This window comes from Mangrovivirga cuniculi, assembly GCF_005166025.1.
Classification (GTDB): Bacteria; Bacteroidota; Bacteroidia; order Cytophagales; family Cyclobacteriaceae; genus Mangrovivirga; species Mangrovivirga cuniculi.
In genome coordinates this window covers 1,851,513-1,869,866 of the sequence record NZ_CP028923.1, presented here as the reverse complement: position 1 = coordinate 1,869,866, position 18,354 = coordinate 1,851,513, and the positions used below count along the sequence as shown (strand labels likewise).

The following is an 18,354-nucleotide window of genomic DNA, read 5'->3' as shown; positions in this document are numbered from 1 at the left end:
ATATGAAAATATTAAAGATCAGATTAAAAAACATTAATTCATTTAAAGGGGAGCATTGCGTGAATTTTGAGAATTCAGATTTGTCAGCTTCCGGATTATTTCTGATTACAGGCCCTACCGGTGCTGGTAAAACAACTATTTTAGATTCCATTACTCTGGCATTGTATAATAAGATTCCACGAATCGATAAACAGATTACTAAAAATGTTATTCAGCAAAAAGGGTTACTCATAACAAGAGGTGAACAAGAGTCTCTAGCTGAAGTAGAGTATGAAGCTGGTGGCAAGTTATACCGATCCAGTTGGAAAATAGCCCATACTAAAACTGGTAATCTCAAGGATTACGAAATGGAACTCACAGATATTACAGAAGGCAAAATAATCGACCTAAAAAAGAGTGAAGTTCCAGCAGCAAATGAAAAATTTATTGGTCTTTCATACGACCAGTTCATAAAAGCTATAATGTTATCACAGGGCGATTTTGCAAAACTATTAAAAGCCAACCGGGATGAACGGTCCAACCTACTTGAAAAAATCACTGGACTCACTTCTTTCAGAGATATAAGCCGAAAAGTTTATGAACTATTTAAGCAGGCTGAAACTAATCTTGCTATAGAAGAAAGTAGTAAAGAAAGCATTCAATTACTTTCCGAAGAAGAAGTTGATGATCTCAATACTGAATTAAAGGTGCTAATCAGTTCGAAAATTGCTCTAAAGCAAAAAGAAAAAGCTATAAATGAAAAAATCACTTCTGCAGCAAAGTATTCCCAATTGAAACAAGAATATGCTAATACTGAGAATGAAGTATTAAAAATCTCTAATGAAATAGATCAAAATCAAAATTCTTTTGAAAAAATTGCCCGATATAAAGAAATTATCCCTCTAAAAAGTAAATATTCTGAATACGAAAATCACAAGTCGAAAATTGCAGAAATTAGTGAAACAGTAACTGATCTAAATCAAAAAGAGAATCAGCTAAACGAAAAACAAAATAGTTTACAAAGCAGATTAGAACAAAAGACTAAAGAACTTAACAAGGTCAATGATGAATATCTCAATATTCAGCCTAAAATTAAAAAAGCAAAGGAACTGACAGCAAATTTAAAAATTCTAAAAACTGAATATACCAGGAATAATAGTAATCTGGAATCTGCCACTAAAGAATTAAAATTAGCTGAAGATCAAACCAATGAATTCCTTGATAAACAGCTTGTATTAAGCAAACAACAGAACAAGCTGGAAGACAATTTGTCTCAATTAAAAGAATATCAGGCTGGATCTGAAAATATTTCTGATATAGAAAGAAGTATCGAATTAGTATTAGAAGCAGAAAACAACATAGCTGAGGTCCTGGACAAATATCCAAAAATTAAAAATGGAATTTCTGATACTTCTGATACTAAAGAAGTAATCAATTATCTACGGGATACACAGTCTAAATTGGATCATAAAATTAAGGAAATAAAAACCTCCCTGAATAATAATTCCGATCCTGAATTTCAATTAAAAATCAAAGACCTCGGACAGCATTACATATCCCTTTTTAAGGAAAAGCAGAAAATTGAAAATGAAAATGAAAATGAGGAAATTGAATCTTTAGATCAAAAATTACTTGAGGTTAAAAAGAGTTTATCCGCTGAGGAAAGCGCTATTAACTCCATAGATTCTAAAATAAAAACAATTGAAGAACAGATAGAAAGTGCTAAAAAGAAAGTCGGCTTAGCTGCTTATTCAACTGAATTGAGTAAAGATGAACCATGTCCTTTATGTGGCAGTAAAGATCATCCTGAACCATTAAAGCCATCAAAAGAGGAAGAAATATTCAAGGAATTATTAAATCAGATTGATATCGACAAAAAAGAACTTGAAAATAGCAGATTAAGAAGAGAAAAATTACTGCTATCAAAAACAGAGTTAGATTCTGATATCAAATCCAGAAGAGAAAATATCAATTCAAATAAGGATAAGCTTAAAGATTTGAAACTTGAAATTACTCAAATAGAGGAAAGATTATCAGGGTACAAAATTGATATTCCTTCCCAAGAATTAGAAGTCTGGTTGAAATCTTTGGAAACAAATGTTGAGATGGCAAACAGGTTATCTTCAATCGAAAAAGGATACCCTGTGCTAGATCATTTACAAAGCTTATATACTTCAAAGCAAAAAAATGCCTCAATAATTGAAAAATACGTCTCTGTAGAAGATGATATATCTATTTCCATTAAAAAAATAAAAGAATACCGAGCCCAGGCTGAGAACTTAAAAAAACTTAAAGAGGATCTTAACCTGTTAAACGCTCGTGAAGAAGCGCTACGAAAGGAACTTAAGAGAAGTGAGCAAAATAAAAATGACCTAACAGAAGAAAAAATTCTTCTCCAGGAAAAGATAGAAGATCATAATAACAAAATTAAACAACTTCTGAATGGAGAGGAACCGGAAGAAGTGGAATCAAGATTTACCTCTTCAATTGAAAATAAGAAAAAAGAAATAATTGCTATTGAAAAAGATTTAATTGCAATATCGAATAAGGTTGATTCTATTCAGGAACAAACAAAAAAGCACAATGAAAGTCTTGAAAACATTCAGGAATCATCCAATAAATTAAAGGAGGAAATAAGCAAAAATTTTCCCGATTTCATTGATACGATAGAGGAATTATCAAATTATATAATCACTGAAGAAGAGTTTGATCAAATAAGTGAATTAAAGACAAAACTTTTTACTCAAAAAGAAAACAAGGTTGAAAGACTGGATCAACTTAAAAATGAAATACAAAAAAATAGTGATTATAAGCTTACAAAGAGGAAAATTTAAATTTACAAAACGAATTAAATGAGTTAGAAATTCAAATCAATAGCAATTCTAAAAAAGAGGGAGCTATTCAGCAGAAACTGGATAATGATCTTACTCAAAGAAAAAAGCTAGAAACCACTTTATCTAAAATCAAAGAATTAAGATTAAAGGTCAATCAATGGAGACTCCTTAATGATCTGATCGGATCTGCTGATGGTGACAAATTTGTAAGATTCGCTCAAGACATGATCCTTTATCATCTACTTGAATTCGCTAATTACAGGCTATCCAGGTTAACTGACAGATATTTATTTGCAAGGTTTGAAGAAGATACAGAAGATGTTAACGATTTGTACATCATTGATCGTTGGCAAGGAGACCTACGCCGTTCGGTTCATAGTTTATCAGGAGGAGAATCTTTTATCCTATCACTGTCATTAGCCCTTAGCCTGGCTGATATGAATTCTAAAAATATTAGCCTGAACACCTTATTCATTGATGAGGGATTTGGCACATTAGATGAACAGACTCTTGATATAGTTATATCTACGCTTGAAACATTACAAGCTCAAACCGGTAAAATGATCGGATTAATATCTCACGTACCCTTACTTAGAGATAGAATTAATACACAAATCAAGGTAATAAAGAATAATAGCGGTCATAGTCGTATTCTATTTTAATATAAAAATTATCCAAAACAGATTTTTAGATGCCCTAAAAAAGCAATCCTTTATCAAGGTTAAATACTATTAAACACAGCGCCCCTAAAAAGTATCACTCTGAATAACAGCTAATTACATGAAAATTTAAAAGTAATATACCAATAAAATGCATTTTTCGTTTTTTTTTATTTTATTGAAGAAAATTTAGTTTTTAAAAAGAGCCAATTTTAAATCCTAAATAAAGGGTGATTACACTTTTTGCGGAATTTATAATAGAGTTAAAAATCGATGGATTATTTTGATGGGTACCTTGAAAAAGGTGATGGGGTATTAAATGCACAGGATAGATTAGAAAAGATCCTGAAGTTAATTATTTTATTAAAATACAGAAAACCTAAAACGCTAACTCAATTAGCACAGGTTTTAAATAAAAGTGAAAGACAGGTAAGAAGAGACATAAAGAGTCTGGAGAAATTCTTTCCAATAGACATGGATTACCATAACAGATATTTTATCGTGAGCGATCGTGATAATGATAACTTCTTAATAAGCCTGACTGAGAATGAACTTAAACTTGCTCATCAAAGTATTAATGGCAATTCTCCATTATCTCATTCATTAAAAGAAAAGCTGGCTGCCAAGATACCAGAGCTCACCTTTCAAAATGAAGAATTAGTTAATGATTTTTCTGATAGAGTGGATACAATTCAAAAAGCTATTCAGGACAGGAAAGTAATTGAACTCAGGAAATACAGGTCAAATACTTCAAAAGGATATTTTGATCGCGTTTTGGAGCCAATCAATGTAATTAACGGCCACTATTTAGTAGCCTACGAACCTAAAGTAAAAGAAACTAAAGTATTTCATATTTCAAGAGCAGAAGAAGTAATGGCACTTGAAGACGAAATAGTTCACCACAAACATCATACACATTTAAAACCTGATGCTTTTGGTATGTTTTCCGGAGAGAAATTAGAGGTCGATCTTCGTTTAACTATTATGGCTAAAAATTTACTGCAAGAAACTTTCCCACAAGCAAAAAATTTATAACCCGGGATTTCACTCAGCAAAAAGAGTTTTATAGGTTTCGTGCCAGTATAAATGGATATGAAGGAGTAGGTCGGTTTATTCTCGGCATATCCAAAGAAATTGAAATTCTTTCTCCTTTATCACTTAAAACTTATGTAAAGAATTATCTCGAAGAATCTCTTAAGATAATGGAGTGATTTTTCTCAAAAATCAATACTTTTTATTAGGCCCTACTACCATATTGTCTTAAAATAATATCGAAATTATAAATTTTGATTTGTATTTTAATACTTTAGATATATGGTAGGCATCAATGCACAATAGTTTTTACTTAACTATATTTTTATTTTTCATATTTTCACCTGGCCTTAAATCTCAGGAGAAGACAAATCACAATGAAATCAGTGATATGTCTATTTATCAATGGTCGGGAAAAAACAGCCTCATATCCAATAACATCACTTCCTCATTAAAAAGTAAATCAGGTTACATATGGATTACCTCATATAATGGTATAATGCGATTTGATGGAGTAAATATTGATGTTTTTGACCGTCGTAATTTACCATTTTTGATTACAGATGCCTTTTACCAAATTTATGAAACCCCCGATAGCACTTTATTTTTTGTTTCACAGGGCTCAGGATTGGTGAAATATACCGATGGGAAATTTTCACAGGTCAAAAGTAAGAATAATAAGATTCCCCAGACTGTGACATGTCTCAATTTCGTAAAAGATAATACCTATTATATTGGTTCATACAACAAGGGAGTTTATAAAATTCATGATGATTCTATTTTCAGGATAAGCAAAAAATTACCTGATGATCTGAGTATAACAGATATTAAATCTGCAGGTGAAAATCATATTTGGATCGGAACTGAGGGAGGCGGATTATACGAATATAAGGATGGGGAAGTCAATCATTATACAACCAAAAATGGATTGATAAACGATTATATCAGATCATTATATTTTGAAAATGGAAAGCTGTATATAGGAACACAAAGAGGATTGCAAACCTTTAGCGATAGCAGTTTTCAAAAAACCTTTTACGATTCTTTACATATAAATCACATAAATTCAAGGCCTGATCTAGAACATATTTGGCTGGCTATAGAATCAGGCATAGGCAAATTCTCTAAAACTCAGAATAAATTTTTATTCACTCAGAAAAAGGGAGGAATGACCCTGACCCGACTTTCCAGAATAGATATTGAAGAAGAAAATAATATCTGGGTTTCGACAGGTAAAGATGGCTTACTCCACTTACGTAATACTGGTATCAATAATTACACCACAGATGAAAACTTATCTATTAATAAGACAAATATCATCCTGGAACACGAAGGACGTTTATATGTCGGAACTGATGACGGAAATATCAATATCATTTCAAACGGACAAATATCTCAATTCCCATTTAAAGTAGATTTAAAAAGTGGAATAAGAGATATATTATTTTATGAGGATAAGATATTGATTGCCTCTTATGATGGACTATTACTTGTTAAGTCTGGAAAGCAAAAACTATTAACCAGGGAGGATGGACTCCCCTCCCTCGATCTAAGGAGGATATTACCTGTTAATAAAGAATTTTGGATTGCCAGCCGCACAAGTGGAGTTATAATTTGTGAAGATGGGGTTATTAAAAAGACTATTAACAAAAACAATGGACTAAAATCAAATTTTATACTTGCTCTTGAGGAAGATAGCAAAGGTAATGTCTACATAGGCACGCATAGTGGAGGATTATCAATTATTTCCCCTGAATCAAACATTACAAACTTAAAAATAAAGGATGACGACTCCGGCATTCTCATTTTTAATATTCATATAAGCGATAATGATGAAATTTATTTAATTACTAATATTGGTTTATATATTCTCAAAAATAAAACCCTATCAAAAATAGAAATTCAACATTCCCTGACAGGAGTTAGTTTTTTTGATGCTGTAGAAGATAAATCAGGATCTATGTGGATTACTACTAACCAAGGAGTTCTCAGAATATATAAAAAAGATATTAATGATTATTTATCAGGTAAAATAAGTTCTGTAGGATCAATAATCATGGATGCAAGTGATGGAATGGCTAATCAGGAATGTACCGGGGCTACGAGATCAATACTCTTGTCGGATAATAAAATAGCAATCCCTACAATTGGCGGATTGAGTATTATCAATCCTTCAAAAACTAAAATTGATACAGATTTCCCAAACATTTACATTAAATCCCTTGAGTCAGGCGGAAATAATTATCAAAATGATACTATTGAATTAGGTCCGGGAAATATGAGATATACATTTCATTTTTCAGCTCCTCAATTCACTTCTCCGGAAGCAATAAAGTTTAAATATAAGCTTCACGGCTCTAAAGAAGAATGGACTATTATTCAAAATAAAAGACAATTACAATACACCAGCCTCAAACCAGGGACATATACTTTTGAGATTATACCATCGAATGTACTCGGAGAATGGAGCAATGATAGTGCTAAAATAACCTTCATAGTAAAACCATATTATTATGAAACTACATGGTTTTATTTTCTAGTATGCATTATCCTCGTGTTTTTACTTTTTTTAGTTTATAAATGGCGAGTAAATGATATTGAAAAAAGGAATAAACAACTTAAAAAACTCAATAGTGAGCTAGATAGATTTGTATATAGTGCTTCCCATGATTTAAGGGCTCCATTAGCTTCTGTTCTTGGTATAGTGAATTTAGCTAAAATAGATAATCAGACTAATCCTCGAATCTACTTTCAAAAAATTGAACACAGTGTAAAAAAGTTAGATAGGTTCACAAAAGACATTATTGACTTTAGTAGAAATGCCCGTACTGATTTAGAACTTGAAGAAATAAATTTTGAAGAATTAATATCAGGTATACTTGAAGAGATTAAATATCTTGATGAATCCGGAAAAATAACCATCAAAATAGAAAACTCTTGCAATATTGGTTTTTGTACTGACCCTAAACGATTGGAGATCATCTTAAAAAATTTAATTTCCAATGCTTTAAAATATCATAATTTAAGACAGGAAAACCCTGAAGTTATTATCTCGATTACCTGTTCAAAAAAATCGCATCAATAAGTATAAAGGATAATGGAACCGGAATAAGTAAAGATCATATTAACAATATATTTAAAATGTTTTACCGAGCTACTGAAAAAACATCCGGTTCAGGCCTGGGTCTTTATATTGTCGCTGAAACATTAGAAAAATTAAATGGTCGAATAACAGTAAAGACAGAAATCGATAAGGGTTCCGAATTTATTATTGAAATTCCAAACATAAAAAAAGGCAGCTAAAAGCTGCCTTAAGTTTTTTCAGGTACTACTATTATTATTCTACAATTTTAATTAGTCCCATCTGATCCTCACTTGCTGAGATCAATGTCCATCCAGTAGTAGAGTTATTATCATCTTTACTTGCATAAACTCTCCATCGATATACTTTACCAGGTTCTAATGCAGGAACTGTAGCATTTCCATCAGAGTTATAAGTAATAGATCTCTGTGATGAAGGAATAGAGATATTTTTCACGGGAAGTTCTCCAGTAGTATCAAATCCGCCCCAGATCACGTTACCAGTAGCTGCTTCAGTTACCTCTATAACATAATCAGACGTTGAAGAATACGCTACCCAACTAAACTCAGGAGTTGTATTTGTAATTTCAACTGGAATTGTACTTGATAATTCATTAGATGGAGATGAAACCTGAACTGAACCAGTGATATCGAAATCTAATTCTGTTGCCACACCTGTGATTTCAACAGTTGGTTCTCCAAATTTAAATATTCTATCCGGATCCATCACACGCTGGTCATTCGCATAACTAGCACGTCCGATATAGGTTCCATTAGGAATATTTGTAATCAAATATTGTCCATCCTGAGTAAAACCAGTTAATCCCGGAAGAGTTTCTTTAGTAATAGGATGTACAAGCGCAACGTCAACATCTTTGTTCTCAGCTGCCAGGTTAGTAACCATACCTGATAATTCTCCTGATGCTCCTGATGTAAGCGAAACATTTACATCGGTAGTTTCAGTATCTGCAGTAACTGAAGCTGTTTCAGTTTGTGAATTATATCCGGCAATCCAACCATTAATTGAATAAGATCCAGCAGCTACATTGTAAATAGTATAATTACCTTCTTCATCAGTGATTGCCGAATAAGCAATATCTCCTGCTTCAGCAATTACCAACACTCCTGCTACCGGGTTACTGCCTTCAGTTACTGATCCTGAAATATATCCAAGACCTGTTTGATCATTCGGAAATAAAACAACATTGTTTTCAGTTTCAACTCCTACAGTAATATCAAAAGGTACTGCAGAAATTCCAGCAGGTGGATTTGCCAGATATCCTTGTGCGGAAACCTTTGTGAAATAACTACCCGGATCAAGTTCCGTAGTATAATTTCCGTCAACATCAGTAGTTAAAGTTAACACTGGCGAATTAGTATTTGCATCGTAAATAACTACTGAGGCTCCTTCGATGGCAGTCTGGGTACTTCCATCTGTAACCATTCCCATTAAGGTACCTGTTGTTGGAGCTTCTTCTTCATCATCACTACATGACGAAATAAATACAGCGATCACACTAAAAAGTGCTAAGACTGTTCTTAAGTTTAGTAATCGATCCATATTTGGTTAAGTATAACTTTAGGTTTAAAAAATTTTATACAAATCTAATACTTCATCAAATCTATCAGAGGTCTTAAAATGACGAAAACAACTAAAATATCAGTGATGTAATTTCTATTTTATATAAAAAAGCTCAATTTATAATTATTCAAGAAAGGCTATAACTTCATTAATATAAATGCTTAGAATATAAAAAAGCAGAGCCATTTTCAGACTCTGCCTTTTACTATCAATGTAATATTTTATTAAATTTTAGTGAACTGCAATAGGATCACTATTTCCATCAGGATCGCCAATAACTGTACCATCAGTACTAATGTTACCAAGTAACAGGATACCAGCAACATGCGGAGTCGCCATTGATGTTCCCGAAATAGTATTATAACCACCATCTTTCCAGGTAGATTTAATACTTACACCAGGTGCACAATAATCAACCGGTGGATTTGCATAATTTGAAAAGCTAGCCCACTGATCATTACTATCCATTGCAGATATAGTATAAATATTATTACCGTTTACCCTTGCTGGAGATGAACCATTAGAATCAGTGCTCTCATTACCAGCTGCAAGACACATATTAATCCCATTTGCTGCAGCCGCCTTTACAGCATCATCTAAAGCAGAAGATACCGGACCTCCCAGACTGAGGTTTGCAACGTCTCCATTAGAACCGTTAGCAGCAACATAATCTACACCGGCAATTACTCCAGAGTAAGAACCACTACCTCTTGAATCCAGAACTTTAACAGGTACAACAGTTGCACCTGCAGCAACACCAATTACTCCGGTTTCATTATCAACTGCTGCGATTGTCCCGGCAACGTGAGTACCATGTCCATTGAAGTCATCTGCAGATTTAGCATCTCTACCAGAAGTAAAGGCATTAAATGCTCTTGATGCGTCCACGTTAAGATCTTCATGGTCAAGATCAACTCCTGAATCGATAATCCAAGCTACATTGCTACCAGTATAAGTTGCTCCACCGTTAACTCTTGTGATACCAAATGGAACCTCTTCGCCAGTTGAACCACCATCATTATCTCTGTCCCAAGGTGGGGCTTTCATAATAATTTGATAATCTGGCTCAACAGATTTTACTCGAGAATCATTTTTGATCGATTCAACATCATAATCGCTGATCTCAGCGACAAAACCTTGAATACCACCACTAAACACTCTTTCCAGAGCAAATTGAGATGCTTTCTCTCTTAGGAATGATTCAGCTGTTGCAACCATGATCTGCTGTCCTTCGGTAAAAGATGAAGGTGCAAATCTGCCATTAGCATCGTTGTTGAAAACTACAATGTATTTACCAGGGATAACCTGATATTCGTAAGATGCAGTTTCTTCAGATTGGATTTCGGTTGAAGTTGAAAGTTCTTCTGTTTTCTCACAAGCAGTAAAAAACAATACTGCAAACAATGTAAGCACAATCTTAAAATTAAGCTTTGTCATATTAAATCGTTTAAGTTTAAATTGATAGACACACGAAACTAAAATTTAATGATTGTTTAACAAAATTTTAAAATATCAATTTATAACCAAACTTTATACATCTATTACATAACAAGCTTGAAATATTATACTGTGAAAATAAAAAGCAAAAAAAATCACTGATTTTTCAATCAGCGATCTATTTTTTTCGATAAACACCCATTTCAAAACTATGAACTTATGGCTTCTTCCAACGAATCTCTATACTGAATATCCAGGTTATTAAATGCCGCATCCGGATATTTTGCAGTTATTCCTTCCCTGCCAATTTTTACACTTTTATTAAACAAGTCATCATTTGGTAAGATTTTTCTATGAACTTTTAATCCTAAAGAAGATGCTTTTTTTTTCCATTGGGTATAATACCACTCCATTGATGGCTGATTAAATACTGAAAGCGACCGCTTATCAAAAACTAATTTTTTAACTTTATTTTTTAATAAAACAGTATCAGTAACATAATTGAATATTTCCCTGAACTGATTTTCAGGAATATAATTTTGTGTAGACTTAACAATCAATACAGAATTATGGTCATTAGAAAAATATAGATCAGCATTATTAAATGACTTAACAAGCTGACTGTTAGTAGTATTTATAGTATCCATAAAAATTATTTAGTTAGATATTCTAAACACACATAAAGTATTATTGTTTAAACAATTTTTTTCTTTCTCTTAATTTCAACCTATTATTGCCCTTAAACCGTTTATTCTGTTAAAAACATGCCAAATAAAATAAATAAGCCAAAACCTGAAGATAAAAAGCTAAGTAAAAAGATATTAAGATATTTTTTTAATGGATTGCTTTTTATCGCTCCAGTAGCGATTACTATTTACGTATTATACTCTGTAGTTGGATGGCTGGATAATCTTTTGCCTATAAATATTCCCGGACTGGGAGTCGTTACTATTCTTGCTTTAATAACAATTATAGGTTATATCGGATCTACTTTTATTTCAAGACCGATAATCGATCTTTTTGAAAAAACAATTGTCAGAATACCTCTAATAAGCTTATTATTTACTTCAATTAAAGACCTGACGGAAGCATTTGTGGGTGAAAAGAAAAAATTTAAACACCCGGTAGTAGTAAACATCAATGGTCAGAAAGAAGTTCAGCGATTGGGTTTCATAACTCGAAATGATCTTTCAGTTTTAGGTATTGATGACAAAGTAGCAGTCTATTTTCCTCATTCGTATAATGTATCAGGAAATATCTTCTTTTATCCAAGGGAATGGGTGAACCCGGTAGAAGTATCTTCATCTGAAGCAATGAAATTCCTTGTTTCGGGTGGTATCAGTGGCTGGAATAAAGACTATATAAAATAATGTTTTAATTAATTTTTATAAATAAAATTATCTACTGAAATTTGAGTGGAGACAAAATTTTGTCTCCATTTTTTATTTTGGTTATGAGACAAAAATTATTAAGCGACGGTTCCAAAGAACTTAATTACGAGATTAGGGCAATAGTATCTAAAGCAGAAAAATTAGAAGCTTTAGGAAAAAAAATCTATTGGGAAAACATCGGTGACCCGATTCAAAAGCATCATAAAATTCCTCAATGGATGAAAAATGAAATTGCCAATCTCTTAAAAGAAGATAATACTTACGGCTATTGCCATAGTATGGGTGTACTTTCTACACGCAAATATCTCGCACAAAAAACAAATTGTTATAACGGATGTCAAATCACAGAGGATGACATCCTGTTCTTTAATGGCCTCGGTGATGCGATTTCCACAGTTTATCAATTTATTGAGCCTGCAAGTAGAATAATCGGCCCATCCCCTTCTTATAGTACTCACAGTTCCGCTGAAGCTGCACATGCAAATCAAAGTCCGGTAACCTATCTGTTAGATCCGGATAATAATTGGTTTCCGGATCTTGACGATCTTTATAATAAAATAAAGTACAATCCTTCAATCACAGGAATATTAATTATAAATCCTGATAACCCCACAGGTATGGTATACCCAAGGGAAATACTGGAAAAAATGGTTGCGATAGCAAAAGAATTTGACCTTTTGGTTATTGCTGATGAAATATATGAGAATATAACTTATAACAATGCCCAAACAGCCAGCCTTGCAGAATTAATTGGGGATCATCCGGGGATTTCAATGAAGGGTATTTCAAAAGAAATGCCATGGCCAGGAAGCAGGTGTGGTTGGATAGAGTTTTATAATCGAAAGAAAAATGATGAATTCGATAAATTCGCCAGAGCTTTAATCAATGCAAAAATGATTGAAGTTTGTGCTACCAAGCTTCCACAACTTGCTATTCCCAGAATTTATGAAAACAGTAACTTCAAAGAATACAGAAAAGATGAAAATGATAAAATTGGTAAAAAAAGCAGGTTGTTAGAATCCTACATTGCCGACATACCAGGGATAAAATTTAACAGGACAAACGGTGCATTTTATAATTCAATAATCTTCGAAGACGGAGTTATCGATTCAAAAAATAAGTTAAGAATTGAAAATACAAAAGTCAGAAAATTGATTGAAGAATGGGTAGACAAGCCAAATATTAACAATGATCAGAGATTTGTTTATTATCTACTGGGGGCTTATGGTATTTGCGTAGTTCCGGTGAGTAGCTTCTGCAGCCAACTGGATGGATTTAGAATTACCTTGCTGGAAGATGATGAGGATACCTGTGATTATATTTACTCAAACTTAAGAAAGGCATTATTAGAGTATTTACAGATTAGACAGATAGCATAAAAAAAGCCTCTCGTTGAGAGGCTTTTTTTATTATATTTTCTTAACGCTTATACTGCAATTCCTATAAACGATTTGAAAGCAATAGCCATCAAACCAGTAATAAGCATTGTGATTCCAATTCCTTTTAATGGTTTAGGAACATTGCTATACTTTAGCTTTTCACGTACAGCTGCAAGAGCTACGATAGCCAAAGCAAACCCTAATCCTGAACCAAACCCATAAACAGATGCTTGTGGTAGTGTATAGTCTCTCTGTACCATAAATAAAGAACCACCAAGTATAGAACAGTTTACAGCGATCAATGGAAGAAATATACCTAATGAACCATATAAAGAAGGAGAGAATTTCTCAATTACCATCTCTACCAGCTGTACCATACCTGCAATCACCGCAATGAACATGATGAATTGTAAGAATTCAAGGTTCACGTTGGCAAATTCAGCACTTACCCATGTCAAAGCACCTTCTCTAAGTACATATTGTTGTAATAACCAGTTTACAGGAGCTGTGATCGAAAGAACGAAAACAACCGCCAGACCTAATCCCAGTGCAGTACTTACTTTCTTAGATACAGCAAGAAATGAACACATACCAAGGAAATAGGCGAAAATCATATTGTCGATAAAGATCGACCGGACTGCTAAGCTTACTAAATCCATCTATATAATATTTTTAATTTTCAACATAACCTGTTACATAGCGCTGTACCCATATAAGGATACCCAGAATAATGAATGCTCCCACAGAGTCAACCATCATTGAATTGGCCTGGTAAGCTATACCAAGTTCTTCAAACACTTTGAAGTTAAAAATAGATCCTGAACCAAGTAGTTCCCTAAAGAAAGCTACTGTCAAAATAATCCATGCATAACCAAAACCTGATCCAAATCCATCAAGAAGTGAATCATAAGGTTTATTTCCCATTGCAAATGCTTCAAGTCTACCCATTACAATACAGTTAGTAATGATCAGACCAACAAAAGCTCCCAGAACTTTATACATCGGATAACTATATGCTTTTAGTACCTCACTCACTATTGTTACTAGTGATGCAATTACAGCAAGCTGGACAATAATACGTACCCTTGTTGGTATCAGGTTTCTCATCAATGAAATGATGAGGTTTGAAAATACAATCACAAAGATCACAGCAATAGACATGATCAATGTAGGTTGTAATTTCACTGTTACAGCCAGTGCAGAACAAATACCCAATACCTGAACTGTGATCGGGTTATCCTCATTAAGAGGATCGCTTAGTATTTGCTTTCTACGTTTTGACAATAATGGTTCAGAAACCTTTTTAGGTTCCTTTACCTCGCTTTGTACTTCGGTAGTTTCTGTACTCATAATTACAGTAATTAATATTTTTAATTAAAGCGCAGCTTGTACTTCGCCCGACTTATTTTTGTCTATGTAATTTAAATAATAATGAAGGTAGGCATCCAGCATTTGGTTTACACCGTTTGCCGTTAAAGTTGCACCCGACATACCATCGACCTTGTGAGGTCCTAACTTCTCTTCAGGATTGCCTTCTCCTTTAACCATTGTAACAGAAACAAGCTCTCCGCCATCGCTAAAGATAGTTTTACCATTGTAACGGCTTTTAACATCCTGGTTCGTAATTCTGGCGCCAAGACCCGGCGTTTCCCCAACGTGACCAAAAGATACACCTTTAATTACATTAAGGTTATTTTCTAAAGCAATATATCCGAAGATATTATTCCAAAGTCCATTACCATAAACAGGAAAAATATAAGCATCCACATTATCACCTTCACCCTCAGTATATTTAAAAACAGGGAAATAAGCTTTTTCCTCAATAGCTTTAGCACTTTCAATCAATGCTTCAGCTTCTTGTTTAGCTTCTTCATCTCCTGTTCTTTCTGCTAATTGAGTCATTTTCGCTGCTTCTCTGCGCTGCTTCTGAGCTTTAAAAAGCATTCTGAACTGCTTATTTACATTAACTTTTTCAGCTACAACGTCGCTGATCTCTTCGCCGTTCACATCTACCACAAGTGATGAAATGTGCTCGTCATAAAAAGTTAATATCTTGTTGTTCTTCATTTCAGATACATCTGTCACAGCACTCAAGATCTGGGACTTGGTATCTAATTCGATTGACTTTTGCTGCGCCGGCTTTAAGGCTACAGATGTCAATGCCATTGCACCGCCAACAACGACTGTTAGAATTGCGGTGAAAAATATTACGTATCCGTTAGACTGTCGCACGGCTCAACCTCCTTTTCTTATTAGCTTTTACAACATATATATCGATAAGCGGAGCAAATACGTTCATCAGAAGTATTGCCAGCATAATTCCTTCAGGATATGCAGGGTTAAATACTCTGATCAACACTGTAAGGGCTCCGATCATAATTCCGTAGATCCATTTACCCTGGAAAGTATGTGATGCGGTTACCGGGTCAGTGGCCATGTAAACAGCTCCAAATGCCATTCCTCCCATAACAAGGTGAAACTGAGCAGGAACCTTCATGAATTCACTTGCAGCACCTGAGAACAACATGACTGCTGTAAATATCAACATGCCTGCCAGTACTCCGATTATTGCTTTTAACTCTCCTTTGATGAACTTTTGATTCACAATGAACAAAATAATTGTTCCTACTAAGAACGCTACTTTTACACCAGTACCCAACTGACCGGTATAATTAATATCATAAATGAAATTGAATAAATATCCCATCAGGAATGCTCCACCAAATACTGATAATATAATTCTCCAGCTTCCAACTCCTGTAATTATTAAGATAGCAGCACCTATAAGAGCCATTAAAGTAGAAGTTTCACCGATAGATCCCGGGATAACTCCAAGGAACATGTTCTGAAAAGTGTAAGCATCACTTAACCAGAAATTAGAGAATGAACTGATACCATCTGCGGCAGCCATTGCTAAAGGAGTTGCACCTGAAAATGCCTGTACAGGATCGCTCATTCCGATAAGACTATCTCCAAAATAGGTCCAAACATTATCACCTGAAATATCTCCAGGATAGGCGAAATATAGAAATGCACGTGCAGTTAATGCAACGTTCAAAATATTCATTCCAGTACCACCAAATACTTCTTTACCAATAATTACTGCAAAAGCAGTTGCAAGAGCTACCTGCCATAAAGGTATTGTAGCTGGCATAATCAAAGGAATTAACATCCCCGAAACAAGGAAACCTTCGTTAACAGGGTGCCTCCTTATTGTCGCAAAAGTAAATTCGATACCTAATCCAGTAGCATACGATACGATTACGATTGGAAGAACTGCATATGCACCAATAGCGAACTTATCAAGAATAGTTGCCGCTTCCTGACCTGTTGCCAGAAAATGCTGGTGTCCTACATTCCAGATTCCAAAGATTAATGTTGGAAGTAAAGCAATGATAACTGTCATCATCATACGCTTCATATCCACAGCATCCCGGATTTGAACCCCTTTTTTGCTCGTCACATCCTTTGGAGCAAATAAAAGAGTATAGTGAGCTTCAAAAATATAATAATACTTTTCCCACTTCCCACCTTTCTCAAAGTGAGGTTTTTGTTTTTCAAATATGTCTTGTAAAAACTTCATAGACAGTCTTATCAGCTAAATTGCAATAAATTAATACCTTCACGAAGAATCTTTTGAATATCGTGTTTTGAAACATCAACAAACTCACAAAGAGCCAGATCTTCTTCAATTACTTCATATATCCCTAGAGCTTCCATTTCATCAAAATCTTCAGCCATAATAGCTTTGATAAGGAACTCAGGATAAATATCCATTGGTGTAACTTTCTCAAATGAACCTGTTTCAACAAATGCTCTTGGCTCACCGTGTAAGTTAGTATCAACTACAAATTCTTTGTTTTTACCTGCAAAAAACGGTGCAAGTAAACCGAATGCTCTATGGAAACTCACTTTCTTGGTTGATGGTAATATCCAACCTAAGAATTCATACTCGTCTCCTTCAGGTATTACAGTTACCAGATCATCGAAATAACCTACATAACCAGTTTTCTTAATACCTCTTCCCGTTAATACATTTCCACTAACAACCCGAACATTATCAGTGTTCAAATTGTTTTCAAGTAATTTATCTACACAAGCACCTGTATATATAGAATAATATTGAGGGTTTTTCACCTCTGATCCTGCAAGTGCAATTACACGTTTAGTATCATACTTACCTTCAAGGAATAATTTCCCTATCTGAGCAACTCCGAAAGGCTTTACTGTCCAGGCAATATCACCTTTATTGATTGGATCAATATGGTGGATCTGCACTCCAACATTACCTGCAGGATGTGGACCGCTAAATTTATTGATCTCTACATTTTGTATTTGAGAAAATAAGGAAGAAACCTCACCTGAAGCATTTAAGTTCAAATGAACCTTACCGGAAGTTAATTTTTTCAGGATATTAATTCCAGCCTGGAAATATTGTTCCTGACCCTTTAAAAGATAATCAGTATCCGGCGCCAGAGGATTGGTATCGAAACCTGATATAAAGATAGCTTTAGGATTCTCCTCCGGATTGGCTAAAATCCCATATGGCCTTTGTATTAAATTAGGCCAGACTCCACTCTTTAATAATTGCTCCTTGATCTTCTCAGCATCCAGAGACTCTATGTCCGAAACTGAAAACTTGTTAAACTCTTCATATACAATTTCAGAGTCCGCAAGAATTTTAATCTCAAGCAATTTTCTCTTTTTTCCTCTTACGATTTCAACGACTTCGCCACTTACCGGAGCTGTGAATTTAATTGCATCATTCTTTTTATCGTATAAAATAGGAGTTCCTGCCTTCACAGTATCTCCTTCTTTTACCAATAATTTCGGACGCATAATCCCTTCAAAATCAGTCGGTTTAAAGGCATAGGTCGTTGCCTTAATATTCTCCACGAGTTTTTTCTCAGCCTTACCGGCAAGATTTATATCGAATCCTCGTTTAAGCTTAATAGTTTTAGACATTGCTATAACAGGTCA

The 18,354-nt window shown here is 34.0% G+C and carries 15 protein-coding genes; 7 read left to right on the top strand and 8 right to left on the bottom strand.

Features of this window, described 5'->3' with window-relative positions:
- The first annotated feature begins 2 nt into the window (after positions 1-2).
- From DCC35_RS08325 to DCC35_RS08305, 5 genes are all read left to right on the top strand, one after another.
- The gene (locus DCC35_RS08325; RefSeq protein WP_137090347.1) at positions 3-2,813 is read left to right on the top strand and encodes an AAA family ATPase; all 2,811 of its coding nucleotides are present in this window, start codon (positions 3-5) and stop codon (positions 2,811-2,813) included.
- A gap of 224 nt (positions 2,814-3,037) precedes the next feature.
- Entirely contained in the window at positions 3,038-3,475 is a 438-nt protein-coding gene (locus tag DCC35_RS08320; RefSeq protein ID WP_137090346.1) for an SbcC/MukB-like Walker B domain-containing protein, read from the top strand.
- 270 nt (positions 3,476-3,745) lie between these two features.
- Complete coding sequence (locus tag DCC35_RS08315; RefSeq protein WP_137090345.1) at positions 3,746-4,507, top strand: helix-turn-helix transcriptional regulator; 762 nt, start codon at positions 3,746-3,748, stop codon at positions 4,505-4,507.
- A 388-nt stretch (positions 4,508-4,895) separates the two neighbouring features.
- Positions 4,896-7,589 (top strand): sensor histidine kinase, encoded by a 2,694-nt coding sequence (locus DCC35_RS08310; protein ID WP_175402765.1) that lies wholly within the window; start codon positions 4,896-4,898, stop codon positions 7,587-7,589.
- Positions 7,565-7,807, top strand: a complete 243-nt coding sequence (locus DCC35_RS08305; RefSeq protein WP_137090343.1) for a sensor histidine kinase — start codon at positions 7,565-7,567, stop codon at positions 7,805-7,807. Before DCC35_RS08310 ends, DCC35_RS08305 begins: the two co-directional genes overlap by 25 nt.
- Before the next feature lie 34 nt (positions 7,808-7,841).
- Here the strand turns inward: DCC35_RS08305 and DCC35_RS08300 are convergent, their stop codons facing one another.
- From DCC35_RS08300 to DCC35_RS08290, 3 genes are all read right to left on the bottom strand, one after another.
- Positions 7,842-9,146 carry a carboxypeptidase-like regulatory domain-containing protein gene (locus DCC35_RS08300; RefSeq protein ID WP_137090342.1) on the bottom strand — a complete coding sequence of 435 codons (1,305 nt, stop codon included), beginning with the start codon at positions 9,144-9,146 and terminating at the stop codon, positions 7,842-7,844.
- A 252-nt stretch (positions 9,147-9,398) separates the two neighbouring features.
- Positions 9,399-10,604 carry a S8 family serine peptidase gene (locus DCC35_RS08295; protein WP_137090341.1) on the bottom strand — a complete coding sequence of 402 codons (1,206 nt, stop codon included), beginning with the start codon at positions 10,602-10,604 and terminating at the stop codon, positions 9,399-9,401.
- A gap of 209 nt (positions 10,605-10,813) precedes the next feature.
- Complete coding sequence (locus DCC35_RS08290) at positions 10,814-11,251, bottom strand: hypothetical protein (RefSeq protein ID WP_137090340.1); 438 nt, start codon at positions 11,249-11,251, stop codon at positions 10,814-10,816.
- Between the two features lie 117 nt (positions 11,252-11,368).
- On the opposite strand from DCC35_RS08290, the gene DCC35_RS08285 reads away from it, so the two are divergent.
- Positions 11,369-11,974 carry a DUF502 domain-containing protein gene (locus DCC35_RS08285; RefSeq protein WP_137090339.1) on the top strand — a complete coding sequence of 202 codons (606 nt, stop codon included), beginning with the start codon at positions 11,369-11,371 and terminating at the stop codon, positions 11,972-11,974.
- 83 nt (positions 11,975-12,057) lie between these two features.
- The gene (locus DCC35_RS08280; RefSeq protein WP_137090338.1) at positions 12,058-13,374 is read left to right on the top strand and encodes a pyridoxal phosphate-dependent aminotransferase; all 1,317 of its coding nucleotides are present in this window, start codon (positions 12,058-12,060) and stop codon (positions 13,372-13,374) included.
- 47 nt (positions 13,375-13,421) lie between these two features.
- Here DCC35_RS08280 and nqrE read toward each other — a convergent pair whose 3' ends face one another.
- Genes nqrE through DCC35_RS08255 form a run of 5 tightly spaced genes read right to left on the bottom strand, consistent with a single transcriptional unit; the run spans position 13,422 to position 18,339 of the window.
- Positions 13,422-14,033 (bottom strand): NADH:ubiquinone reductase (Na(+)-transporting) subunit E, encoded by a 612-nt coding sequence (nqrE, locus tag DCC35_RS08275; protein ID WP_137090337.1) that lies wholly within the window; start codon positions 14,031-14,033, stop codon positions 13,422-13,424.
- Between the two features lie 13 nt (positions 14,034-14,046).
- On the bottom strand, positions 14,047-14,724 hold the full coding sequence (locus tag DCC35_RS08270; protein ID WP_137090336.1) for an NADH:ubiquinone reductase (Na(+)-transporting) subunit D: 678 nt from the start codon (positions 14,722-14,724) through the stop codon (positions 14,047-14,049).
- A 24-nt stretch (positions 14,725-14,748) separates the two neighbouring features.
- A complete protein-coding gene (gene nqrC, locus DCC35_RS08265) occupies positions 14,749-15,606 on the bottom strand; it encodes an NADH:ubiquinone reductase (Na(+)-transporting) subunit C (RefSeq protein WP_137090335.1) in 858 nt (285 codons plus the stop codon).
- Complete coding sequence (locus tag DCC35_RS08260; RefSeq protein ID WP_137090334.1) at positions 15,593-16,957, bottom strand: Na+-translocating NADH-quinone reductase subunit B; 1,365 nt, start codon at positions 16,955-16,957, stop codon at positions 15,593-15,595. The genes nqrC and DCC35_RS08260 overlap by 14 nt, the downstream gene beginning before the upstream one ends.
- 11 nt (positions 16,958-16,968) lie before the next feature.
- Positions 16,969-18,339 (bottom strand): Na(+)-translocating NADH-quinone reductase subunit A, encoded by a 1,371-nt coding sequence (locus DCC35_RS08255; RefSeq protein ID WP_137090333.1) that lies wholly within the window; start codon positions 18,337-18,339, stop codon positions 16,969-16,971.
- Positions 18,340-18,354: the final 15 nt, after the last annotated feature.

What these genes read in the sequence shown, in the direction of transcription:
- DCC35_RS08310 (WP_175402765.1), top strand. Translation starts at nt 4,896, where the DNA reads ATGTCTATTTATCAATGGTCGGGAAAAAACAGCCTCATATCCAATAAC.
- DCC35_RS08270 (WP_137090336.1), bottom strand. Translation starts at nt 14,724, where the DNA reads ATGAGTACAGAAACTACCGAAGTACAAAGCGAGGTAAAGGAACCTAAA.
- DCC35_RS08295 (WP_137090341.1), bottom strand. Translation starts at nt 10,604, where the DNA reads ATGACAAAGCTTAATTTTAAGATTGTGCTTACATTGTTTGCAGTATTG.
- nqrE (WP_137090337.1), bottom strand. Translation starts at nt 14,033, where the DNA reads ATGGATTTAGTAAGCTTAGCAGTCCGGTCGATCTTTATCGACAATATG.
- DCC35_RS08325 (WP_137090347.1), top strand. Translation starts at nt 3, where the DNA reads ATGAAAATATTAAAGATCAGATTAAAAAACATTAATTCATTTAAAGGG.
- DCC35_RS08280 (WP_137090338.1), top strand. Translation starts at nt 12,058, where the DNA reads ATGAGACAAAAATTATTAAGCGACGGTTCCAAAGAACTTAATTACGAG.
- DCC35_RS08255 (WP_137090333.1), bottom strand. Translation starts at nt 18,339, where the DNA reads ATGTCTAAAACTATTAAGCTTAAACGAGGATTCGATATAAATCTTGCC.
- DCC35_RS08320 (WP_137090346.1), top strand. Translation starts at nt 3,038, where the DNA reads ATGATCCTTTATCATCTACTTGAATTCGCTAATTACAGGCTATCCAGG.
- DCC35_RS08300 (WP_137090342.1), bottom strand. Translation starts at nt 9,146, where the DNA reads ATGGATCGATTACTAAACTTAAGAACAGTCTTAGCACTTTTTAGTGTG.
- DCC35_RS08290 (WP_137090340.1), bottom strand. Translation starts at nt 11,251, where the DNA reads ATGGATACTATAAATACTACTAACAGTCAGCTTGTTAAGTCATTTAAT.
- DCC35_RS08315 (WP_137090345.1), top strand. Translation starts at nt 3,746, where the DNA reads ATGGATTATTTTGATGGGTACCTTGAAAAAGGTGATGGGGTATTAAAT.
- DCC35_RS08285 (WP_137090339.1), top strand. Translation starts at nt 11,369, where the DNA reads ATGCCAAATAAAATAAATAAGCCAAAACCTGAAGATAAAAAGCTAAGT.
- DCC35_RS08260 (WP_137090334.1), bottom strand. Translation starts at nt 16,957, where the DNA reads ATGAAGTTTTTACAAGACATATTTGAAAAACAAAAACCTCACTTTGAG.